This is a genomic window from Desulfoprunum benzoelyticum, from assembly GCF_014201505.1.
Taxonomy (GTDB): domain Bacteria; phylum Desulfobacterota; class Desulfobulbia; order Desulfobulbales; family Desulfocapsaceae; genus Desulfoprunum; species Desulfoprunum benzoelyticum.
The window spans coordinates 1-24,016 of sequence record NZ_JACHEO010000009.1; the positions used below are offsets into that span (position 1 = coordinate 1).

Below are 24,016 nucleotides of genomic sequence, written 5' to 3' on the forward strand. Positions count from 1 at the left end.
ATGGAATATGGCGCCGACTACCATGACCTGGCCACCTTTTATTGGGACTCCGGCGAGAAGGAAAAAGCCTTGCAGGTGGCTGAGGATGGTTTACGTAGGGCAAAGGGGCGCATGGATGAGTTGCGCGCTTTTGTCGCTGCACGAGCTCAAGAAACAGGTGATCGTGAAAAGTATATGGCGCTTCAATTCGACCAGACCATCGATGGCCTGACCTTCGAAAAATACAAGGCCTTCAAGGCCGTGTGCAGTGCCGAAGAATGGAGTCTTTTCGAGCCGCAACTGCTCCTGCGGTTGGAACATGCCGGGGAAGCTACCCGGCTGAAAATCAGCATGCATCGCAAGGAGTATGACGAGGCCCTGGCTATCCTGACCAGAGGACGTTATCCCATGGCGTCCTGGGGCGGCGACTATGAAATCCAGGTGGCCCAGAAGCTTGAAAAACGCTACCCCGAGGAAATTCTCAAATACTATCTTTCCGGATTGGGTAATCTGGACCGCAATGCAGACCGCAAAGAGTACACCCGTAAGGCCAAGGTCATGGTCAAAGTGCGGCATATGCTGATCGACGTCCTCGGCGATGCAGTTCGTTGGGAAAAGTTTGCACGCCAGGTCAAGAGGGATAATCTCCGGCGACCGGCATTTCAGCAGGAGTTTGCTCAGGTGGTACCGGGCTGGCGGGACTTGATCGGATAGGCTGAGCGAGGAGAACACTGCATGAACTCACGAAGCACCAAGGAACATCAGGATCTCAAAGCCCTGGAAGAGATGATCGAGAAGATCACCGTCGACGCCTGCGGCACACGAGGCAACTTGAGGGCAGCGCCGTGACACCGGGAAAGAGAAAGCAGATCGACCCGTTCGAGCAGGCTATCGAAGCGGCCTTGTCTCCCGGAACCTTCATCTCCTACGGAGCCGCCTCGTCGTTCGTGGATAATGTGCAGGATGTTGTCGATGACATTGTAAAAATCATGAAAAGCGAGCCTGGGCGGGCAGCGCTTCTACTTGAGACGTTCATCTGTGCCTGCCATGAAAAAGCCGATGAGATCGACGATTCCGGCGGTGATTTCGGCATGCTGGTCGAGGACCTGTTCCTTGCCTGGATCGAATCCCGCCAGGCAGCCAACCATGATCCGGATGAGACTGCAAAATTCCTGCTCTCCTGGATGGAGGACGATCCCTATGGGTTTTGCCATGACCTTGATCGCCAGGCCGTCAAGGTGCTCGATAAAAAGGGTTTGGAGGCTTTCGTTGGCCAAGTTCGTGTCAAATTCGAGTCCGATTCGAGCCGGGACGAACAACGCTGTCCCGGATTCACACGCCGCAGATGGGCTGGTGTGCTGAAGACCCTGCTCGCCGGTCAGCGCAATGTCGAAGCCTACAAAGCACTTTGCGCGCAGACTGAGCTCACTGCCAAGGACTGCCTGGCTATAGCGGAAATATATCAAAGCCGGAAACGTCCTGAGGAGGCACTCACCTGGGTCGAGCGAGGTTTGGTGATTGCACGATCGGGCAACCAACGATCGATTGAGGACCACAAACTCCTCGAGATGGAGCGAGCACTGCTGGCCAGAATCGGTCGACCGGGAGATGCGCTCCAATCTGCCTGGTCCGAGTTTGAGGCATACCCATCCATATTCACGTACAAGGAGTTGATGCGCTACGTACCGGCCAACGAGAAAAAGACCTGGCATCAAAAAGCCATGGAGGCATCAGAGAAGGGATATCTTGCCGCTCAGATTGAACTCTGGTTGAAGGAAAAAGAGATGGATCGGCTCGTCTCGCGCCTGCGCAGGGCAACGGCCCGGGAGTTGGAGGCTCTCGGCCATTCCACGGCCGAACCATTGGCAGCCAAGCTGGAGCGGGATCATCCCGATGTCTCGGCCAGAATATATTGTGCGTTGTGCCTGCGGGTCATCAATGCGGGCAAGAGCAGGTACTACGACGCGGCGCTTGCAAACATCGAGCGTGCCAAAACATGTTACGCCAAAGCCGGGCTGAATGACGACTGGCAGACGGTGGTTGTCGATGTGCGCCAAAGGCACTTCCGTAAGAAGGGCTTCATGGCCGGATTCGAGGCGATCGTTTCCGGCGCACCCAGGAATGTTGCGCCGCCCTTCCTGGAACGGGTAAAAACACGCTGGCCGAAAAAATGAGTTCAAGATCGCGGCAAAAGGGATCAATGGGGTTTTTGTGAATACCTCGATAACGAAATCCACTTGATTTACCCCCGTCTCTTTATTTTAGAATAGAGCGACGCAGGCTATATCGAGATCATGAATCGCGGCACGGAACTGCCGGGCAGGTAGGTAGTGTTTATCCGGAATCGAGATATTTTGTTCTGAATCGAGACGCTCGATGAATTTTTCCGCAGGCATATACTTAATATTCCAAGGATAAAATTCTGAGAGCAACGAACAGTCAGGGCAAAAGAGCTGTTTCCGGATGGACACTAGGTAGTGCCCATACTGCTGCCGATGCTCAAAATCCTGAAAAAAGAGGTCAAATCATGAAACCAGGCGGCGTCGGCATCGGACGGACGAATGGTGGAAGGGATCAATCTGCATCTGAACAAAAGAGGCGCTGATTTCAGGCACCGGCTGACAGGTCAAGTAACTTATGACAGCCACAGGTATCAAGCATATCCAGGTAACCTGCGCCATTATCGAGCGTGATGGACTTGTACTCGCGGCGCAGCGGAGTGCGATCATGGCGATGCCGTATAAATGGGAGTTGCCCGGCGGCAAGATCGATCCCGGTGAATCGGCGGAACAATGTCTCCGACGGGAAATATTCGAAGAACTGGGTATTCGGATCGTCATCGATGGAAGACTTCCCGCTGTAACGCACGATTATCCGACGTTCAGGATCACTCTCCATCCCTTCATGGCGTGTATCGAGACAGGCGAGATCGTTCTGCATGAGCATGCGGCGATGATCTGGTTGCCCCCGGAGAAACTGCCCACCCTCGACTGGGCCGAAGCCGACCTGCCGGTGATCCGCACATATCTTGCTCAATGCGGAGTCGCCATGCGATGAAGTCGTTACCGCACGGCATCTATGAGGCTCTGCTCGATGAGTTCCTCCACGACGCCCTCGCCAGGCGTCCCGAGTTGCGGACGGTATTCGGCAAGATCGACCTGGAGGAACAGCCGGGCCTGTATGCCGCGTTTGTGGCCAGGGTGCTCGAGCAGGCGCTGCGCGAGGAAATCGACCCGGAAAAACGCCTGGCTCTCTGCAATCGGATTGTCGGCCATGTTGCCGGTGAACCGGGTCGAGGGCATCTGGAGAAGCATCGCCTCATTGCTCGCCCAAAGCCGATTCTCCTGGAAGTCACTCCACCCGGCTATGGCACTGGCAACATCCCCCGTCCGCATACCCCTCTTGGAGAGAGCAGTCTCTTTACCGGCTCGCCGCAGGAGCCACAACTGGCCCATGAACTGCACGAGGAGATGCGCTCCGCTGACGGAGTCGACATCCTGGTGTCCTTCATCAAATGGTCGGGCCTGCGGTTGCTGCTGCCCGCGTTTGAGGATCTGCGCGACCGTCGTGTCCCGGTGCGGCTGATCACCACGTCCTACATGGGGGCCTCCGATGCCCCCGCTGTGGAGTGGCTGGCGAGGATGCCGAACGTCGAGGTGCGCATCTCCTACGACACCGAACGGACCAGGCTGCACGCCAAGGCCTACCACTTCCGGCGCAGCAGCGGCTTCTCCACCGCCTATATCGGCTCGGCCAACATGTCCCATGCCGCGATGACCAGCGGACTGGAATGGAATCTCAAGGTCACTGCCCAGGATCTCGGCCATATCCTGGAAAAATTTGCCGTTGAGTTCGAGACCTACTGGAACAGTCGCGAGTTTGTCCCGTATGATCCGGAGCAGCCACGGCTCTTTCGTGCCGCCATTGACCGTGCCCGCAATCCCCGGCACAATGGCCCGATGGTCTTCTTCGACCTGCGGCCCCATCCGTTTCAGGAGCGCATCCTCGAAGCGCTGGAGCGGGAACGCGATTGCCATGACCGCTGGCGCAATCTGGTTATCGCCGCCACCGGCACCGGCAAGACGGTGGTGGCAGCTTTCGACTTCAAACGCTTTTTCGAGCGCAAGGGGCGGCAGGCCCGGCTCCTGTTCGTCGCCCATCGTCAGGAAATCCTGCAGCAGGCCCAGGCGACCTTTCGCCATGTCCTGCATGACCAGAATTTCGGCGAATTACAGGTCGGTCAGTTTCAGGCCAATCGCCTGGAGCACCTGTTCTGCTCTGTCGGGATGCTGGCGAGTCGGCGACTGTGGGAGCAGGTTGGCAGAGATTTCTACGATTACGTGGTTGTCGATGAGGTCCATCATGGCACAGCCTCCAGCTACAGGCCGATTTTCGACCACTTTGTCCCCCAGATCCTCCTTGGTCTGACCGCCACCCCGGAGCGGATGGATGGCGGCAATGTGGCGGCCGATTTCGGCAACCGTTTCGCGGCGGAGATCCGGTTGCCCGAGGCCCTGGCAGAAAAGCTCCTCTGTCCCTTTCACTACTTCGGCGTTGCCGATCCGATCGCCATCAGTGGCGAGCAGTTCTGGCGCAACGGCCGGTACGATGCCGCCGCCTTGGAACAGGTCTATGTGCTGGATCATGCCCGGGCCGGACAGCGCGTCGATGCCGTGGTCGAAGCCCTTGTCCGCTATGAGCCCGACCTGAACGCGGTCAAGGGGATCGGTTTCTGCGTCACCATCAGGCATGCACGGTTCATGGCCGAGCAATTCACCTTGCGGGGGATCTCCGCGGGGGCCATTGTCTCCGGCGTCGACGACGATCGCTGCCGGGAACTGCTGGCAGAACTGAAAACCGGGCGAATCACCTTTCTTTTCACCGTCGACAAACTGAGTGAAGGGATCGATGTCCCCGAGATCAACACCGTCCTCTTCCTGCGCCCCACCGAGAGCCTGACCGTCTTTCTGCAGCAGCTCGGCCGCGGCCTGCGTCATGCGCCCGGTAAAGATTGTCTCACCGTGCTCGATCTGGTCGGTCAGGCCCATCGGCGTTACCGGGCGGATACCAGGCTCAAGGCGCTGATGCCCCGGCACCGCTTTTCCATCGACAAGGAAGTGGAACTCGATTTCCCGCATCTCCCCGCCGGCTGCTCCATTCAGCTCGACCGTCTCTCCCGCCAGTACGTTCTGGAGAATATTCGTGGGAACCTCGGCCGCTTGGCGGTGCAGGTTCCCGACCGCCTCCAGACCTTCACCAGCGAGACCGGCCAGGAATTGACCTTCGGCAACTTCATCCGCTATCACGATTACGAGCCTGAAATATTGCTGGTAAAGGAGTCCTGGTCCGGGTGGAAGGCAAGGGCAGGTCTGGGTCCGAACCCCGTCGACCCGGATCTGCTGCGGCTGAAAAAGACCCTGCTGCGGGCGGCGACCATCAATGGCCCGGGGGAAATCGTGTTATTGCGGGCGGTCCTCGGCAAGGTTTCCCAGGGGGCGATCGACGAGGCCCTGGCCCTTGCCGGTGACTCGGTGCTGTCCGTCTACTACCGGATCTGGGGCGATAAGGGGAGTAAACTCGGTATCACAACCCTGGCCGAGGCGTTTCGCCGGTTGGCCGCCAATCCATCGATTATTGCCGATCTCGACGAAATATTGAGCTGGACCCAGGACACGACCGAGGTCAGCGGCCAGATCCCTGAATTGCCCTTTGCCTGTGCGCTTGAACTGCACGCCCGGTACAGCGGCCGGGAGATCCAGGCGGCCTTCGGCAAGGCGACACTTGAGACCGCCGGCCAGACTGGTGTGGGGGTATTCCATTTCCCCGAGGTGAAGGCCTATGCGCTCCTGGTTACCTTTCAGAAAACGGAGAAGGAGTTCTCGCCAAGCACGATGTATGCCGACTACCCCATCAGCCGGGAGCTCATGCACTGGGAGTCGCAGGCGAATACCGCGCAGCATCACACCGACGGGCAGAACCTGATTCACCACCAGCAACGGGGCTATACCATTCTGATCTTTGCCCGGGAGCGAAAAAAACGCAATGGGGTCACGGTGCCGTTTACCTATCTCGGGCCGGGCGATATGGTCAGTTATGAGCGGGAGCGGCCGATCAGGATGGTGTGGCGGCTCAGGCACAAGATGGCGGTCGAGATGTTCGAGGACAATCGGCGGGCTGGGTAGCCGCAATCTGCTTTTTTGAAGAGCAGGTGGTGATGATCCGGTTGCATCCCGGTTTGATCCATCGTCTGATCACCGACTTTTGCAATTCCTTTGCATTCTGCTGAGGATTACAGGTACATTCAGTCCTGGATATTTCATGAAATTCTTCCCATCTGCATGACCGTTTGATGCCATCCTCTCCCCAAGACCTGCTTCGCCAGACCCTTCTCCTCGACATCGAAGTCAATGAGAACAACATCATCTACGCCATCGGCGCCATCTTCGGGGACAAGACGTTCCAGGCGCCGGCCGGCAGGAAGATCGACCGCAGTACCCTGGCCGAACTCGATGCCTTCGCCCGGGAGGCTCGCTTCGTCCTCCGCCACAACATCCTCAATCACGATCTGCCCCGCCTGCGCCGGCTGGCGCCCGATCTCCGGCTCCTCGCCAGGCCGAGTATCGACACGCTGTTCCTCTCGCCCCTCGCCTATCCGGCCAACCCCTACCACCGGCTGATCAAGAACTACCAGATCGTCCGCGACAGCATCAACGACCCGGTTCAGGACGCCCAACTGGCCGGCCGGGTCTTCGCCGAACAGTGGGACGCCCTGGTCGGGCAGTTTGCCGTGAACTCCGATGTTCCTCTCCTGTATCGAGGGTTCCTGGCCGCCGATGCGGAGCTGGCCGGGACGGCCGAGGCGCTGGCCGGCATGGGCATCCCGCTGCTGCAGGGCAACGATCTCCACGACGCCTTCGCCTGGTTTGCCCGCCGGCATGCCTGCCTCGCCGCGGTCGACACCCTGGTCACGCAGTTGGTCGATGGGCTGCTGCCGCTGCCGCCCCTGGCCTATGTCACGGCCTGGCTGTCGGTAGCCGGCGGCAATTCGGTGCTGCCGCCCTGGGTCCGCCACCAGTTCCCGCTGGTGGCGAGCATCCTTCACCAGCTGCGGGAGAACTGCTGCCACCGGCCGGATTGTGACTATTGCCGCAATCATCACGATCCGCGGAGCTATCTCCGCAACTTCTATGGTTTTCCTGACTTCCGGGCGGAACCGGCGACGGCGGACGGCCACAGCCTGCAGGAGGAGATCGTCACCGCCGCGGCCCGCGGCCATTCCCTGTTTGCCACGCTGCCGACGGGCGGCGGCAAGTCGCTGTGCTATCTCCTGCCGGCACTGATGCGCTACCACCGCCGCAACACGCTGACGATCGTCATCTCGCCGCTGCAGGCGCTGATGAAGGACCAGGTCGACAATTTCTCCCGGCTCACCGGCACCAGGATTGCCGCCGCTCTCTCCGGCATGTTGACGATGCCGGAGCGCACCGAAGTGCTGGAAGGCGTGCGCCTGGGCGATATCGGCATCCTCCTTGTTTCCCCGGAACAGCTGCGCAACACCTCCTTCCGGGCCACCATCAGCCAACGGGAGATCGGCGCCTGGGTCTTCGACGAGGCGCACTGCCTGTCGAAGTGGGGCCACGACTTCCGCCCCGACTATCTCTACGCGATCCGCTTCATCCGCGAATTCGCCGAACGGGAACATGTCGGCATTCCGCCGGTCCAGTGCTTCACCGCCACGGCGAAGAAGGACGTCAAGGCGGAGATCATCGATATCATCCTGCGCGAACTGGGGCTGAAGATGCGGCAGTTCGCGGGAGGGCACGAGCGCATCAATCTGCATTACGAGGTCCAGGAGGTCAGCCGCTACGACAAGGATCAGGTCATTCTCGACCTGCTGCGCAGCCGCTACGACGGCCGGGGCAGCGTCGTCATCTATTGCGCCCGGAGGAAGAACACCGAAAAGCTGGCCGAACTGCTGCAGGCCCGTGGGTACACGGCCGAGGCCTTCCATGCCGGTCTCGAACCGGCGCTGAAGAAACGCATCCAGGACGGGTTCATCGCCGGCATCACCCCGATCATCTGCGCCACCAACGCCTTCGGCATGGGGATCGACAAGGAGGATGTGCGGCTCGTCATCCACGTCGACATCCCCGCCTCGCTGGAGAATTATCTGCAGGAGGCGGGCCGGGCCGGTCGGGACCGCCATGCCGCCGAGTGCGTCCTGATCTTCGACGAACAGGATATCGAGGGTCAGTTCCGCCTGAGCTGCAGGTCGATGCTCGACCAGCGGGAGATCGGCCGGTTCCTTCGCGGCATCCGCCAGTTCGCTCGGGGTGAAAACACCGTGGTCCTGACGCTGCTGAAAACCATCTTTCCGCAGGACACGTTCTGGCGCGACAACCTGAACCGGCTGTTGCAGGACTGGCAGGAGGAGACCGGCGACACTCCCCAGCCGGCCGCGGCCGTCGAGGAATACCTCCATGAGGCTCTAGCTGAACAGGACCGGATGAAGACCATCGCCGATGGTCTGTTCCTGGCCACCGCCCATGCCGTCAAGGGGCTGGAATTCGACCACGTCTTCATCCTCGGCGACAGTTGGGACAAGGAGGTCGGGGCGGCCATCGCGGACGAGCGCCGCCTGTTCTACGTGTCGATGTCGCGGGCCCGGGAAACCCTTCATCTGTTTGTGCTGGACACCGCAGGCAATCCCCATGCCCGGCTGCTGGCCGGAGACTTCACAGGGGAGCGCGTTGTCATCCAGGGAAGAAACAACCACCTGGAACTGATGGACAGTGATGGTGTCGCCATCGCCCGGCTGTCAAAGAAGGCCTATGACGAATGGGCTGACAGACTTGATTCCATCCGGGAAGCCCGGATCGTGGCCCTGGTCAGGCGTTATCGGGATGATGTTGAAGACAAAAAGTTTCAGACAGCCTGCCACGGCCGGAGCTGGGAAGTGCCGATAGTTGAGGTGATGTGTTGAGCGTGGTCTGCCTGCCGAGCCGGCAAGGATGTTGCGGAAAAATCAGATTTTCGGGTACTGACGAGGAACCCGTCACCGACCCTTGCCTGTCGGGTGCAATCCGGCAGGAATCGGAGTCCCAGGTGATTGGCGGAGGGGTTGTCCGTCGTACCTTGTCCGGATTGCAGATGCTTGATGCGGCATCAGCGCGCCGGAGGTTGTGGCGATTTATCCGTTGCATGCACCGTGCCCCTGAACCACGAAAAGTAGACCCCGCAGAAACAGAGCGTGGCCGAGATGGTGAAGACGGTGTGGATGCTGCGCAGGAACAGGTCGTAGTTGGCGGGGGTGATCGCCTGGTGGCCGATGATCAGGGCCAGGACGACGGTGGCCACCGCCATGCTGAACATCTGGCCGAGCAGGCGCATCGTCGCCACGGCGCCGGCGGCCAGGCCGTAGTGGCGCTTTTCCACCGCCCCCATGATCGCGCTCATGTTGGGGGAACTGAAGAGGGCGAAGCCGATGCCGAGCAGGACCAGGTTGGCGACGATCAGCATCACGCTGCGCTCGCTGTCGAGGGTCGTCAGCAGCGCCACGCCGATGACGGTCGTGACCATGCCGGCGGTGGCGATCAGACGCGGCTCGACCTTATCCGAAATCCGGCCGGCGAGCGGCGACAGCAGCGCCATCATGATCGGCTGAGCCATCAGCACGGTGCCCGCCGTCTGCGGCGGCATGCCCTTGATGTACTGGAGGTAGAGGCTGAGCAGGAAGGTCACGGCGAAGGTGGTGGAGTAGTTGAGCAGGGCGGCCAGGCTGGAGAAGGCGAAGGTCCGGTTGCCGGCGAAGAGCTGCATGTCGAACACCGGAAAGGGGGCGGCGAGCTGGTGGCGGACAAAGATCACCAGGAGCGCCAGGCCGGAGAGCACCAGGGCGATGCCGACCGTTGCCGGCAGCCGTGAGGCGCCGTAGACCAGGGCAAGAATGGCGACGGCGTACAGCAGGCAGCCGCCGAGGTCGAGCTTCTGCCCCGGCTCGCCCAGCCACTCCCCTTTGAGGAAGAAGAACGTCATCGCCAGCGAGAACAGACCGAGCGGCAGCATGATCAGGAAGATGCTGCGCCAGCCGAGATACTGGGTCAGCATGCCGCCGACGAACGGCCCCACCGACAGGCCGACATAGACGGCGGCGACGTAGATCCCGAGGACCCGGCCGCGGCGGCTGGGCGGGTAAATCGAGGTGAGGATGGCCATGCTGGTGGTGACGAACAGTGCCGCCCCGACCCCCTGCAGGACCCTGGTGACGATCAGCACGGCGGCGGAGTCGACGAAGGCGGCCGCCCCCGAACCGAAGGTGTAGACCGCGAGCCCCGTCGTGAACACCCGCTTGCGGCCATGGATGTCGGCGATCTTGCCGGCCGGGACGAGGACGACGGCCATGGCCAGCAGATAGGCGGTGGCGATCCAGCTGAGCTGAACGGCATCCATCCCCAGATCGGCCTGGATCGCCGGCAGGGCGACGTTGACCGACGAGATCATGAACGGCCCGATGAACGAGGCCAGCGTGGCAACGATCAGGGCCGAGCGTTCGAGTGCGGGGTTGGCTTGTCCTGGCTGTGGCTGCATGGGGCATTCCTGTTTCGATAGTAAGCTGCGGCGGGATTGACGATCACCCCGAAATCTAGCCCAATGTTCCGGGAAGCAAAAGAGATTTTCATCACTATGGCCCATATCACCGAAACCCTTCGCGGCATCGTCAGCCGGGTCACCTACCACAACCCCGACACCGGCTGGTCGGTGCTCCGGGTCCAGGCCTTCGACAACATGCAGGAGCAGGTCACCGTCACCGTCCATCAGACCAAGGTCTTCGCCGGGGCGACGATGGAATTCCACGGCGCCTGGACCGTCCACCCCCAGTTCGGCCGGCAGTTCAGGGCCGACGAGGCGATCGAGAAGAAACCGGCGACGGCGGCGGCCCTCGAAAAATACCTCGGCTCCGGCCTGATCAAGGGGGTCGGGCCGTCGACGGCGAGAAAAATCGTCCGCCATTTCGGCGAGCAGACCCTCGAGGTCTTTGAGAACAAGATCGCGCGGCTGCAGGAGGTGCACGGCATCGCCGCCAGGAAACTGGCGATGATCGAGGCGGCCTGGCAGGAGCACCGGATGGTGCGGGAGGTCATGACCTTTCTCCAGGGGCACGGCATTTCGACGCTGTTTTCGGTGCGGATCTACAAAAAGTACGGCGACCGGGCGATCGAGATGGTCCTGGAGGATCCGTACCGGCTGGCCAACGATTTCTACGGCATCGGCTTCTTCTCGGCCGACAAGGTCGCGCTCAGCATCGGCCTGGCCAGCGACAGCGAGCCGCGCCTGATCGCGGCGGTCAGGCATGTCCTGGCGGCGGCCCGGGAGCAGGGGCACTGCTATCTCACCGCCGGCCAGATCGCGAGCGAGGTCCGGCAGCTGCTGGAGATGGACTGCGACGACCGCCTCCCCTTCGTGCTGGTGCGGATGGAGGCGGAAAACCATCTCCGGGTCAGGACCCTGGCGGCCGGCGATGGATCGCCGCTGTCGTGCTACTATTCGAAATCACTGTATTACGATGAGGCGGCGGTGGCGACACGGCTGCTCGCCCTGGTGGGCGCAAGCGGCGTCGACCGCCAACGGGTCGAGGCCTGGATCGAGCGCTACTGCCGGACTCAGGAAGTGACGCTGAGCGACGAGCAGGCCCTGGCGGTGCGGCGGATCGCCGAGCAACGCTGTGCGGTGCTGACCGGTGGTCCCGGCTGCGGCAAGACCACCACCACCCTGGTCATCGTCCGCCTGCTCGAGGCGATGGGCCTGACGGTGCTGCTGGCGGCCCCCACCGGCCGGGCGGCGCAGCGGATGAGCGAGGTCATCGGCCGCGAGGCCCGGACCATCCACCGCCTGCTCGAGTGGCAGAACGGCAGCTTCCAGCGCCACGAGGACAACCCCCTCGACGCTGATTTCCTCATCATCGACGAGTCCTCGATGCTCGATATCAGCCTCACCGCCTCGCTGCTGCAGGCGGTGCCGGGAAAATGTCAGCTGCTGCTGATCGGCGATGCCGACCAGCTCCCCTCGGTCGGCGCCGGCAACGTCCTCCGGGATGTCATCGCCTCCGGGGCGATCCCGGTCTTCCGGCTGACGAAGGTCTTCCGCCAGGCCGGCGAGTCGCTGATCATCCGCGCCGCCCACCAGATCAACCGCGGCGAGATACCGGCCATCGCCTCGCCGTTCAAGGAGCCGCAGGTGTGGCAGGACGGCAGCGACTGCCTGTTTGTCGATTCCGACGAGGCCACCCGCGAGCAGCTCGAGTTCATCACCCGGGTCAAGCGCACCTTCAACTGGCAGCTCCCGCAGCTGGAGGGCCTGACGACCGGCACCAACCCCTTCGAGTTCCGGACCGCCGAGGCCGTCACCTCCGCGGCCGAGCACGATTTCGTCATCCCGGCGAAGTTCCGCCACGTCGACCTTCATCAGGTGCGGCAGGCGGCCGGGCCGGTGGCCGAGCTGAAGGCGGTGCTGGCCCGGGTCCACCCCTGGTCGACTCTCCATTACGGCCTGACCGCCCTCGACACCGTGGTCCGCCTCTATCTTCAATGGATTCCGAAATACCAGGGGGCCGGCGGCGAGATCCAGATCCTCTGCCCGATGGTCCGCGGCACCCTCGGGACCGCCAACGTCAACGTCGTGATCCAGCAGGCGGTCAACCCGCCGCGCGAGGGGCGGGCGGAGATCCAGGTCGGAGAACGGCTCTTCCGGGTCGGCGACCGGGTCATCCACCGCCGCAACAACTACGACCTGGCGGTGTTCAACGGCGATATCGGCGAGATCGTCGCCATCGACAACGAGGACCTGACCTGCACCGTCCGCTTTGTGCCCGACGGCCGCGAGGTCGGCTACCAGCGTGACGACATCGTCGAGCTCGATCTGGCCTACGCCATCACCATCCATAAATCCCAGGGCAGCGAGTTCAGCGCCGTGATCATCCCGGTGCTGAACCAGCATTTCAAGATGCTGTACCGCAACCTGATCTACACCGGTCTGACCCGGGCCCGCCGCCTCGCCGTCTTCGTCGGCACCCGCAAGGCCCTGGCGATGGCCATCCGCCAGCAGGACCCGCTGCAGCGCCAGACGGCCCTGGAAGAGCTGCTGCGGTCCGGGTCGATTATGGACGGATGAGCGCTCCCATGGTATATCAGGGGAAAAGATTGATTCCGGTCCGGCCGGATGAAGGGGAGCAGGCATGTATATCTGTGTCGATTTTGACGGCACCATCGTCGACCATCGCTATCCCGGGATCGGCGAACCGGTGCCGATGGCGGTCACCTGGCTGCTGCGGCTCCAGAGCTGCGGCGCCAGGCTGATCCTGTTCACGATGCGCTCCGACGATCCACGCTTCGGCACCCTGCTGACCGACGCCGTCCAGTACCTGGAGAGCAACGGCGTCAAGCTGTTCGGGGTCAACTGCAATCCCGACCAGAAGGAGTGGACGGTCAGCCCCAAGGCTTACGGCCATGTCTATGTCGACGATTCGGCCTTCGGTTGTCCGCTGATTATGCCCAAAGGGTTCGCCCGTCCCTGTGTCGACTGGAAGAAGGTCGGTCCTCAGCTCGAACATCTGTGTCTGAGCCGGTCGTGGTGACCGGTCCGCCAGGGCCCGGGGAGTGTTTCTTTGCTGCAACTGCCGTGAGTATGACCCATATCCATACACAAAAGGATGACCAAATGTCCGCGATTGTCACGCAACTCTATAAATCGGTACATGAAAATCTGGAATACTGCTTCAACGTCGAGGCTGCCCGGCCACTGACAAAGGACGAGCTGCTCCGCCTCCGCCAGATCCTGGCCGACGGCTTCGTCGCCGCGACCGTGACGCTGCAGCCGGCCCTGGTCGGCGAGCGGGTGGTCGAGATCGGGCCCCGCCTCAACTTCGCCACCGCCTGGTCGTCGAACATGGTGTCGATCTGCCGCTCGACCGGTCTCGACGTGGTGACCCGGGTCGAGCGCTCCCGGCGGCTGGCGGTCCCGGCCGATGCCGATCTCCAGGCCTATATCGACGCCCATCATGACCGGATGACCGAGTGCCGCTACCTCGAGCCGCTGCAGTCCTTCGAGACCGGGATCGTCCCGGAGGCCGTCTACGAGGTCGACCTGACCTCCCAGGGCCCGGACGGGCTGCTGGGGATCCCGGGGATCTCGATGGACGAGTGGGACCGCAATCTCTATTACGACTATTTCGTCAAAAAACAGGGGCGCAACCCGACCATCGTCGAGATCATGGATCTCAACAACGCCAACTCCGAGCACTCCCGCCACGGTTTTTTCAAGGGGCTGCAAGTCATCGACGGCAAGGATATGGCCGACTCGCTGTTCGATCTGGTCACCGCCACCCTGACCGCCAACCCGAAGGGCTCAGTCGTCGCCTTCAAGGACAACTCCAGCGTTATCGAGGGCTACGAGATCACCACCCTGCTGCCGGAGCAGCCCGGCCAACCGTCTTCCTTCATGGCGACGACGGTCCACTACCACCCGCTGCTGACCGCCGAGACCCACAACTTCCCGACCGGCGTCGCCCCCTTCCCCGGCGCCGAGACCGGCACCGGCGGCCGGATCCGCGACGTCCAGGGGACCGGCCGGGGCGGCTTCGTCGTCGCCGGCACCGCCGGCTACTGTGTCGGCAACCTCCATATCCCCGGCTACCCGCTCGAGTGGGAGGAACGCTACCCCTGTCCGGCCAATCTCGCCCCCGCCCTCGAGATCGAGATCGAGGCCTCGAACGGCGCCTCCGATTACGGCAACAAGTTCGGCGAGCCGCTGATCCAGGGCTTCACTCGCTCCTTCGATCTCCAGCTTGACGACGGTGAGCGCTGGGGCTTTCTCAAACCGATCATGTTCACCGCCGGGGTCGGCCAGATCGATGCCCGGCTGACCGAGAAGAAGACGGCCGAAAAAGGGATGCTGATCGTCCAGGTCGGCGGCCCGGCCTACCGGGTCGGGTTCGGCGGCGGCGCCGCCTCGAGCATGCTGCAGGGCGAGAACGCCTCCGACCTCGACTTCGACGCGGTCCAGCGCGGCGATGCCGAGATGGAGCAGAAGATGAACCGGGTCATCCGCGCCTGCAACGAGATGGGCGACAGGACCCTGGTCGACGTCATCCACGACCAGGGGGCCGGCGGCCCGGCCAACGTCCTCAAGGAACTGGTGGAAAAGTCCGGCGGCCGGGTCGAGATCCGCAACATCCGGGTCGGCGACCCGACGATGTCGGTGCTCGAGATCTATGTCGCCGAGTACCAGGAACGCACCGGCTTTCTGATCCGGCCGGAGAACATCGAGCGTTTCCAGGTGATCTGCTCCCGTGAGAAGGTGGCCTGCGAGGTCCTCGGCGAGGTTACCGGCGACCTGCGTTTCGTCGTCCACGACGCCCAGGACGGCACGACCCCGGTCGATATCGAGCTCGATGTCCTGCTCGGCAACATCCCGCGCAAGACTTTCCAGGATCAGCTCCGCAACCCCGGCCTGCAGCCGCTGGCGCTGCCTGAGGAGCTGACGGTGGGCGATGCCCTCCATCGGGTCCTGCGGCTGCTGGCGGTCGGCTCCAAACGCTTTCTGACCAACAAGGTCGACCGGGCGGTGACCGGCCTGATCGCCCGCCAGCAGTGCTGCGGCCCGCTGCAGCTGACGGTCGCCGATGTCGCGGTCGTCGCCCAGAGCCATCTCGGCCTGACCGGCATCGCCACCGCCATCGGCGAACAGGCGATCAAGATGCTGGTGAATCCGGCCGCCGGGGCGCGGATGGCGGTCGGCGAGGCCCTGACCAACCTGGTGTGGGCCCGGATCGCCGATCCCGATCAGATCAAATGCTCGGCCAACTGGATGTGGGCCCCGAAGCTGGAAGGCGAGGGGGCGGCGCTCCACGATGCCGCCCGGGCGATGCGCGATGCGATGATCGCGGTCGGGATGGCGGTCGATGGCGGCAAGGACAGCCTGTCGATGGCCACCCGGGTTGGCGGCGCCACGGTCAAGTCGCCGCGCGAGCTGGTCATTTCCGCCTATGCCGCCGTGCCCGACATCACCCGGGTCATCACCCCCGACATCAAGTATCCCGGCTCCTTTCTCGCCTTCATCGATCTGAGCGGCGGCCGCCATCGCCTCGGCGGATCGGCGCTGGCCCAGGTCTACCGTCAGCTCGGCGCCGACTGCCCCAACCTCGACGAGCCGGAGCTGCTGCGGGCCGCATTCGCCGCGATCCAGGAGCTGATCGACACCAGATGCATCACTGCCGGCCACGATCGCAGCGACGGCGGCCTGGTCGCCTGCCTGCTGGAGATGGCCTTCAGCGGCAACTGCGGCCTCGAGGTGGCGCTGCAAGGTGAGGCCGGGGACTTCGAGCAGCTGTTCGCCGAGGAGCTGGGGCTGGTGGTCGAGGTCCGGCCCGGGCGGCTGCAGGAGTTCCGGGCGGTGCTGGAGGCGGCCGGGGTGGCGGTGACGATCATCGGCACCTCCACCAGCGCCAGGAGGATCAAGATCGACTGCAACGGCGCGACCGTCCTCGACGAGGCGATGGTGGAGCTGCGCTCGTGGTGGGAGGAGACCAGCTATCGCCTGGAGCGGCTGCAGATCGATCCGGCCTGCGCCGACGAGGAGAACCGGGTGATCTACGGCCGCCTGGGGCCGAGCTACCAGCTGCCGTTCACCCCGGAACCGGCGCCGGCGGCGGTCCTGGCCCGGAGCGACAAGCCGAAGGTGGCGATCCTCCGCGACGAGGGTTCCAACTCCGATCGCGAGATGACCTCGGCCTTCTACCTGGCCGGGTTCGAGCCCTGGGATGTCTGCATGCAGGATCTGCTGGCGGGGACGGTGACCCTCGACGGCTTCCGCGGGCTGGCCGCCGTCGGCGGCTTCTCCTACGCCGACGTGCCGGAGTCGGCCAAGGGCTGGGCGGCGACGATCCGCTTCAACCCCCGGTTGCAGGAGATGTTCCAGACCTTCTATCACCGGCCCGACACCTTCACCCTCGGGATCTGCAACGGCTGCCAGCTCTTCGGCCTGCTCGGCTGGGTGCCGGGCCCGGGACTGGCCGACGAGCGCCAGCCGCGCTTCATCCATAACCGCTCCGGCCGCTTCGAGTCGCGCTGGTCGACCGTGCGGGTGGCGCCGAGCCCGGCGATGATGCTGAAGGGGATGGACGGCACGGTCTTCGGCATCCACGTCGACCATGGCGAAGGGCGGCTGCTGTTCCCGGACGACAGCGTGCGGCAGCAGATCCTGGCCGCCGGTCTGGCGCCGCTCTACTACGTCGACGACACCGGCCGGCCGACCGAGACCTACCCCTTCAACCCCAACGGCTCGCCGGGCGGCATCGCCGGCCTCTGTTCCGCCGACGGCCGCCATCTGGCGCTGATGCCGCATCCGGAGCGGGTCTTCCTGCCCTGGCAGGCCCACTGGCTGCCGGAGGAGCTGCGTTACCTGCAGGTGACACCGTGGATGCAGATGTTCCGCAACGCCTATGACTGGTGTGTGAACGGGGGCTAGACCATCTCCCGCTTCTGACCGGGAGGGCGTCCATCAAGGCTGATCTGCTCAACGGAGCGGGTCAGCCTCTCACAATGCCTTTCGAGCGAAGCGAAACACCTCGTTCTTCCCGAGAAAGCAAAGGCCAAGACGCTGCCCCGCTGTCATTTCGAGCTTTTTCCCTTGCCATTTTAAATCGTTATCGAGAAGTCTCACTTTCCCGATAGGGCAAAGGCCAAGACGCTGCCCCCGCTGTCATTTCGAAGCGAAGCGAGAAATCTTGTCCTTCCTGGCAGGAGATCTCACCCTTGACCAAAGTGACAGAACTTGCAGCTGTTCATCTTGCAAGAGACCTCAACGGCAAGGCTGCTCAGCCTGACCGATCAGCCCGGGAGATGGAGGACAGCCTCGATCTCGATGTTCGAGCCCAGCGGCAGGGCGGCCACCTGGACGGTCGAGCGGGCCGGCGGGTTGGTTGGGAAAAACTCGCCGTAGGCACCGTTGACGGTCTGGAAATCGGCGAGATCGGTCAGGAAGATGGTGGTCTTGACGATCCCCGCCAGTTCGCCGCCGGCGGCCCTGGCGATCGCCTCGAGATTGCGCAGTACCTGACGGGTCCGATCGGCGATCGGGGCCTCGATCAGTTTTCCCGTGGCCGGATCGATCGGCAGCTGGCCGGAGATGAAGACCAGATCGCCGCAGGCGATGGCCTGGGAATAGGGACCGATAGCGGCGGGGGCATGGCTGGTGGTGATGGCGGTTTTCATGGCGGAAGTTCCTCAAATGAAGGGTGGTTGCGGCTCGGGTTAACTTATTGCCCTGGAAATGTGTCGGCGGTTAGAAGTGGTCCCAATCTTTAAACCACTGAGATCTGAACGAGAAGGTGCTCGATCATCACCGCAGCTGACACGTTGCAGTATCGTTGTCGCCGACTTGGTACACAGTTTCTTTTATACGTGCGGCGATGAAGGCCACCGTCGCCGGGTGGCGGCCGAGCCCCCGATCGATGCATTCGACTTCGAGGCCGGCCCGTTCCAGGCGGGTGCGCCACGAGTGGGGACCGCTGCCGATGACATCGCGGTGGAAGTGCATGCCGGCGACGAACAGCAGCGGGAGCAGGCAGACCCTGTTCCACCCCTCGGCGACGATCTCACCGGGGACGGCCGTCGAGTCCGGATTGTTGTCGATCACCCCGACGTAGATCCGGCGGCCGAACCGCTGCCGGAAGATCGTTTCGATGGCGTGGTAGGCAACCCAGATCGGGTGGCTGGTGCCATGGCCGACGAGGAGGATGGCCTGCTCCTGCCGCTTGTCGATCAAGGTTGCCAGGGCCTCGGCCAGGCCATGATAATCCTGCGGGGTGGTGAGCAGCGGCAAGGCGACGTGGCAGGGGAGCGGCGATTGTCGGCACTGGCGCCGGAGCTGATGAAACTCATGGCCGGGCAGCAGTTGCAGGGGCTGGACAATGGCCTTGCCGTACCCTTGCGCCGCCAGATCCGTCAGCACCTCCAGGGGCGAATGCCAGATCGGCCCGGTGGCATTCGCCGCCCTGTCCCTGATCACTCGTGCAGTGCGGGCCCAGAAGACCGGGGTATCCGCAAGATGGCGGCGTATCTCCCGGTCGATCGTGTCGTAGGTGGCGGCGGCCTCGGTTGAGACGGTCCCGAAGGCGGCGAGGACGAGCGGTATCTTCATCGTGGGCAGGACATGGTCAATGGAGTCGCGTACACTCCGGGTGAAATGACGGAAAATGGCTGATCTTTCTGTTCTTTACCGGAAACCGTCGAAAAGGTCCAGCGGCAGCGGAATATCTTTGCAACCGAAGAGCAGGCGAATGGCGTACGAAAGAAGTTTAGAAAAAAATTATTTACTAAAATAGGGGTGGCTATTGACATCGCCAATTAACTACGATAGACAATATGAACAGAGTAAAAATATTTGTACCGTGAAGGGGTGTACGGATATGGCCGACGAGCCAATACCGGGGCACAGGAAAGGGGAGGCAGTGTGTTTCGGCTGTTGTTCATGCTGCGATCAACAACAACATGAAGAAGGAGGGCGGAGGATGTTGAAAAAATTTTCTGTTTTGGCACTGGCGGGACTTCTCGCGGTTCCGGCGATGGCAATGGCCAGTGCCGGCCCGAATGCCGCAGACCTGGAAAAAAAGGTCGAAGAGTTGAGCAAGCAGCTCGACGAGCTGAAGGCCGCATTGGATGCTCAGCGAGAGGTCAGCGATAAGCTGACAGACAGTGTCGAGGATATGGACGAACGCTCAGCCGACTGGGATCTCGCCGCCCGAATCAAGTTCTTCGGCGATTTTCGTACCCGCCTCGACTACTATTCGGCCGATACGGTTTTCGGCAGGGATCTGGATAACGACACGATCTGGACCAATCGTTTCCGGCTCAACATGCGGGTCCACGCCACCGAAAATGTCGAGTTCAAGGGGCGCCTGGCGATGTACAAGACCTGGGGCAACCAGTCCGCCTTCACCGACGACTCCGGGGCGATGTGGCCGGTGTTCGACGGCAATGTCACCCGGACTCCGGCCGAGAACAGCGCCCTCTATGTCGACCGCGCCTATCTCAACTGGAACAATATCGCCGGTCAGCCGATGTGGCTTTCGGTCGGTCGCCGGCCGACTACCGATGGCCAGCCGGCACAGGAACGGATGGGGGTTGACGGTGATGCCACCCCGATGGCCTTCATGGACTGGCCCTTCGATGGTCTGACCCTTGGCTATGCCTGGACCTGGGGACCTGAGGCAATGGGCGACAGCCGGATGCGTTTCTGTTATGGCCGCGGCTTCGAGGCCGGCCTGCAGGACGAGGATAAGATTGTCGGCTCGATCGATGACATGGATTTCGCCGGTATCAGCTGGGATGTCATGAAGAAGGATGAAATGATTGCCTACCTGCAGGTATTCAATGCCTTCAACGTCATCAACTATCCGAATTTCCAGGATCCGATCATCGATTCCATGTTCGGCGAGATGTCAGGCATGGGAGCCAGGAAGAACCTTGGCGACATCCTCCATACCTCTGCCATTTTCCATAACAAAACCGCAAATGTACATTACTTCCTCGCCGGCGGCTGGTCGCAGACCAACCCCGATGCCGACGGTATGTTCAACGACTACGCCGCGATGGCCGCAGGGATGGCCGGCCCCAACACCGACGACGAAAACGGCTACAGCATCTATGCCGGCATGCGGTATGACATGGACAACATCGGCCTGAAACTCGGCGCCGAGTTCAACTACGGTTCGGAGAACTGGCTGGCGATGTCGCCGGGCCACGACGAGATCTACCAGTCGAAGCTGGCGACCCGGGGCCAGGTCTACGAGGTCTACGGTCTTTACGATCTGCCGACCGGCGAGTTCATCTCCAAATACGCCAAGACCTTCATCCGTTTTGGCTACCAGCACTACGAGTATGACTACTCCGGTTCGGGCGACTGGAACATGGCCGCCTATGACCTGAGCGATGCCGGCGACCGGATGAAGATGGGGATGATGGGGCTCGACCCGGTCGAGAATGCCGATCAGATCTACCTGACCTTCGAGGCCTTCTTCTAAACCGCAGCGGTTACAAGGTCGCACCAACAGCCAAGGGAATGCCTTCTTCGGGAGGTGTTCCCTTTTCTTTTTAGCCATCTACACTCTTGTCGCCGCTCCGTTCAGTCTGCTATACTTTCTACCCCGGATCTGCTGAGAAAACGGTTCCAGCGATCCTTTCCCTTCTTTTGGCGGAGCAGTAGATGGACCATCTGGCACCACGGCAGCACTGTCGCAGTTTCAGCCCGCACCATGCCGGCACCTGTCGCTACGCCATGTTCGACCGATATGGCGGGGTCAGTGGCGCGCCGTTTTCCTGTCTCAACGGCAGTTACGGGGTGGGTGACGAGAGAACCGCGGTGGCGGCCAACCGGGCCAGGATCAAGGCAGCCCTGAACTTGCGGCATCTCGTTTCCGCCCGCCAGGTCCACGGTGCTGCCATCCATTGTCTCGACAGCCGGCCGACCGCCGATCTCGAGGTCGATGGCGTCGACGCCCTGGTCACCGACCTGGCGGAGGTCGGGCTCATGGTCCAGCATGCCGATTGCCAGGCAGTGCTGCTGTTCGACCCGCAGCGCCGGGTGATCGGCGCGGTCCACAGCGGCTGGCGCGGCAGTGTCCTTGATATTCTGGGCAAGACCGTCGGGCTGATCGTCTCCCGCTATCGTTCACGGGCCGAGGATCTGCTGGCGGTCGTCAGTCCCTCGCTTGGGCCCTGCTGCAGCGAATTCGTCAATCACCGTCGCGAGTTGCCGCCGCATTTCCAGAGATTCCGGACGGGCGACAACCATTTCGATTTCTGGCGGATATCGCGGGAACAGCTCGTCGCCGCCGGCCTCAAGCCGGGCTCGATCACGGTTGCCGGGATCTGTACCTCCTGCAGCCGCGATTATTTTTCCTACCGCCGGGCCTGTCGGGAGGGAAACGGGGTGACGGGGCGGAACTGTTCAGTGGTGGTTCTGGGCAAGGGGGCATGACGAGCGACCGGCAACAGGTGGTTATGACCCTTCATCAGTGCAGCTGCTTCACCAGCCGTATGCCCTGGTCGTCACCGGCAACGGCAAGCGGGGACGACAGGCAGGAGAAATCGCAGACCAGCGGGGCATGATCGGAAAGCTGGATATCGGGAATGAAAAAACTGTCGATTCTGATACCGTGCGAGTGCAGGACGAAGTCGATCTGACGGTGCGGCGCATGGCTCGGGTGGGAGGGGGCGTTGACGACATTGGCATTTTCGAGTCCGGTCGCGGCCAGGAACAGCTTGAGTTCCTTGTCGCCCCAGAAGGTATTGAAATCGCCGGCGACGATGACTTCCTTGTCGGTATCGTGGATGAGGCTGTACAGTTGACCGAGCTGGTTCTGGCGATGGCGGTATTTCAGGGAGAGATGAACGACGAAGATCACGACCTGCTGAAGTTCGGCCTTGATGATCAGACGTTTGACTCCCTGGGAGAAGTAATGAAAACTGGTGTCGATAATTTCGGTCCGGCTCAGCAGGGCGTTGGACTGTTCGCGGATGATCGGCACCCTGTGGACCAGGGAACTGCCGCTGTACTTGGTTTCAACGACAAAATGGTAACCGAGATCATTGGCGATCTGTGCCGCCTGGCAGGTGTTGCTCGAGCGGTATGATCCGGAATCGACCTCGACCAGGCCGATGATGTCGGGATCGATCAAGCGGATGAAATGGATGATCCGCTGCAGGTTGGCGGCAGTCTTTTTGAAGAACCCGGCATAGGGGAGCGGCAGATGGAACCCCTTCTTGTGGCCGGTCGCGTAGCGGATGTTGTATAGGAGCAAGCGCATGCTTCATGTTACCTGATAGGGGGAGTTCCGGCAATGAAACCGGGGCCGGATCGGTGAACTGATCGGCGCTGTCATGGCCAGCCGCGCAGGCGGTCGGGCCTATGGGATCTCCGCCCATCGGCAGGTAGACGGACCAACGATAACTTTGCAGAGGAAGAATAGAGTAATGATAGTCATTGGATCACGAAAGAGCAAATTGGCGATGTGGCAGACGGAGATGGTGGCCGAGGCCCTCAACGCCGCCGGCATGGAAACCACGATCAAGGCCATGGAGACGATGGGGGACAAGGTTCTCGACACCTCCATCGCCAAGATCGGCAGCAAGGGAGTCTTCACCCAGGAACTGGAAGAGCAGCTGGCCAGCGGTGTCACCGATATTGCCGTTCACAGCGCCAAGGACATGCAGTCGCAACTGCCGGAGGAGTTTGCGCTGATCGCCTTCACCCGTCGGGAACAGGTCAACGATGTCCTGCTCAGTGACAACCAATCGCTCGATATCGACGACCGGTCGAAAAAGATCCGCATCGGCACCTCGTCGGTGCGGCGGCGGGCTCTGCTCCGGTATTACTATCCCCATGTCGAGACGGTGGAGATGCGGGGCAACCTCCAGACCCGCATCCGCAAGATGCGGGAAGGGGCCTGTGACGCCCTGATGCTGGCCTATGCCGGGGTCAAGCGGATGGGGTATGACGAATTGATCATCAAGGTCTTTCCGGTCACCCAGATCTTTCCTCCCGTTGGCCAGGGGTCGATCGCCATCGAGGCCTCGTCACGGCTGCCGGCGGACAAGGTCGAATTCATCCGTGCCTGCCTCAACGATCACGACAGCGAAGTCTGTCTTCTCGCCGAGCGGGCCTTCCTCAAGACGCTGGAAGGGGGGTGCAGCATCCCGGTATTCGCCCTGGCGACCCTCGACCAGCAGGATATCGTCCTCACCGGCGGTCTGGTCAGCCTCGACGGCAGACAGATCGTGATGATGCAGCGGCGGGGCGCAATCGGCGAGGCGGAAAGCATCGGGCTGGAGCTGGGAAAAGAAATTCTGGACAATGACGGCCGTGAACTGCTGGCCAGGATCCGGCGGGAACAGGAGGGAGGGCCGCCGGAGCAGGTCGTGGGGCCGTAGCGGGAGACAGCGCCCCTGCCGTGATCGTCTCGCTGCGTAATTGCGATCGGGCA

Annotated in this window: 14 protein-coding genes and 1 pseudogene; 11 read left to right on the top strand and 4 right to left on the bottom strand. The window is 62.1% G+C overall.

Annotated features, from left to right (window positions below; genetic code table 11):
• The 5 genes and pseudogenes from HNQ81_RS08920 to HNQ81_RS08940 all read left to right on the top strand — a co-directional run.
• A pseudogene (locus tag HNQ81_RS08920) lies at positions 1 to 693 on the top strand (hypothetical protein); the annotation flags it as partial.
• A gap of 131 nt (positions 694 to 824) precedes the next feature.
• The gene (locus tag HNQ81_RS08925) at positions 825 to 2,153 is read left to right on the top strand and encodes a DUF6880 family protein (RefSeq protein ID WP_183350505.1); all 1,329 of its coding nucleotides are present in this window, start codon (positions 825 to 827) and stop codon (positions 2,151 to 2,153) included.
• A 463-nt stretch (positions 2,154 to 2,616) separates the two neighbouring features.
• Complete coding sequence (locus HNQ81_RS08930; protein WP_183350507.1) at positions 2,617 to 3,036, top strand: (deoxy)nucleoside triphosphate pyrophosphohydrolase; 420 nt, start codon at positions 2,617 to 2,619, stop codon at positions 3,034 to 3,036.
• On the top strand, positions 3,033 to 6,161 hold the full coding sequence (locus HNQ81_RS08935; RefSeq protein WP_183350509.1) for a DEAD/DEAH box helicase: 3,129 nt from the start codon (positions 3,033 to 3,035) through the stop codon (positions 6,159 to 6,161). The genes HNQ81_RS08930 and HNQ81_RS08935 overlap by 4 nt, the downstream gene beginning before the upstream one ends.
• A gap of 167 nt (positions 6,162 to 6,328) precedes the next feature.
• Positions 6,329 to 8,962, top strand: coding sequence for a RecQ family ATP-dependent DNA helicase (locus tag HNQ81_RS08940; protein ID WP_183350511.1), 2,634 nt, complete (start codon positions 6,329 to 6,331; stop codon positions 8,960 to 8,962).
• A gap of 182 nt (positions 8,963 to 9,144) precedes the next feature.
• Here the strand turns inward: HNQ81_RS08940 and HNQ81_RS08945 are convergent, their stop codons facing one another.
• On the bottom strand, positions 9,145 to 10,566 hold the full coding sequence (locus HNQ81_RS08945; RefSeq protein WP_183350513.1) for an MFS transporter: 1,422 nt from the start codon (positions 10,564 to 10,566) through the stop codon (positions 9,145 to 9,147).
• 63 nt (positions 10,567 to 10,629) lie between these two features.
• On the opposite strand from HNQ81_RS08945, the gene recD2 reads away from it, so the two are divergent.
• The 3 genes from recD2 (at position 10,630) to purL (ending at position 17,499) form a co-directional block, all read left to right on the top strand.
• Positions 10,630 to 13,146: an SF1B family DNA helicase RecD2 gene (recD2, locus tag HNQ81_RS08950; protein ID WP_183350515.1), complete on the top strand. Its 2,517-nt coding sequence runs from the start codon at positions 10,630 to 10,632 to the stop codon at positions 13,144 to 13,146.
• A 64-nt stretch (positions 13,147 to 13,210) separates the two neighbouring features.
• The gene (locus HNQ81_RS08955) at positions 13,211 to 13,609 is read left to right on the top strand and encodes a Cof-type HAD-IIB family hydrolase (RefSeq protein WP_183350517.1); all 399 of its coding nucleotides are present in this window, start codon (positions 13,211 to 13,213) and stop codon (positions 13,607 to 13,609) included.
• Positions 13,610 to 13,692: 83 nt separating this feature from the next.
• Positions 13,693 to 17,499: a phosphoribosylformylglycinamidine synthase gene (gene purL, locus HNQ81_RS08960; RefSeq protein WP_183350519.1), complete on the top strand. Its 3,807-nt coding sequence runs from the start codon at positions 13,693 to 13,695 to the stop codon at positions 17,497 to 17,499.
• A gap of 362 nt (positions 17,500 to 17,861) precedes the next feature.
• Here purL and HNQ81_RS08965 read toward each other — a convergent pair whose 3' ends face one another.
• Entirely contained in the window at positions 17,862 to 18,245 is a 384-nt protein-coding gene (locus HNQ81_RS08965; RefSeq protein ID WP_183350521.1) for a RidA family protein, read from the bottom strand.
• A 127-nt stretch (positions 18,246 to 18,372) separates the two neighbouring features.
• On the bottom strand, positions 18,373 to 19,173 hold the full coding sequence (locus tag HNQ81_RS08970) for a sirohydrochlorin cobaltochelatase (RefSeq protein WP_183350523.1): 801 nt from the start codon (positions 19,171 to 19,173) through the stop codon (positions 18,373 to 18,375).
• A gap of 370 nt (positions 19,174 to 19,543) precedes the next feature.
• On the opposite strand from HNQ81_RS08970, the gene HNQ81_RS08975 reads away from it, so the two are divergent.
• Positions 19,544 to 21,055: a DUF3373 family protein gene (locus HNQ81_RS08975; RefSeq protein WP_183350525.1), complete on the top strand. Its 1,512-nt coding sequence runs from the start codon at positions 19,544 to 19,546 to the stop codon at positions 21,053 to 21,055.
• 182 nt (positions 21,056 to 21,237) lie between these two features.
• Positions 21,238 to 22,011, top strand: coding sequence for a peptidoglycan editing factor PgeF (pgeF, locus tag HNQ81_RS08980; RefSeq protein ID WP_183350527.1), 774 nt, complete (start codon positions 21,238 to 21,240; stop codon positions 22,009 to 22,011).
• Positions 22,012 to 22,045: 34 nt separating this feature from the next.
• Here the strand turns inward: pgeF and HNQ81_RS08985 are convergent, their stop codons facing one another.
• Positions 22,046 to 22,840 (bottom strand): endonuclease/exonuclease/phosphatase family protein, encoded by a 795-nt coding sequence (locus HNQ81_RS08985; RefSeq protein WP_183350529.1) that lies wholly within the window; start codon positions 22,838 to 22,840, stop codon positions 22,046 to 22,048.
• Positions 22,841 to 23,006: 166 nt separating this feature from the next.
• Between HNQ81_RS08985 and hemC the strand changes: the two genes are divergently transcribed.
• Positions 23,007 to 23,963 carry a hydroxymethylbilane synthase gene (gene hemC, locus HNQ81_RS08990; RefSeq protein ID WP_183350530.1) on the top strand — a complete coding sequence of 319 codons (957 nt, stop codon included), beginning with the start codon at positions 23,007 to 23,009 and terminating at the stop codon, positions 23,961 to 23,963.
• The last annotated feature ends 53 nt before the right edge of the window (positions 23,964 to 24,016 follow it).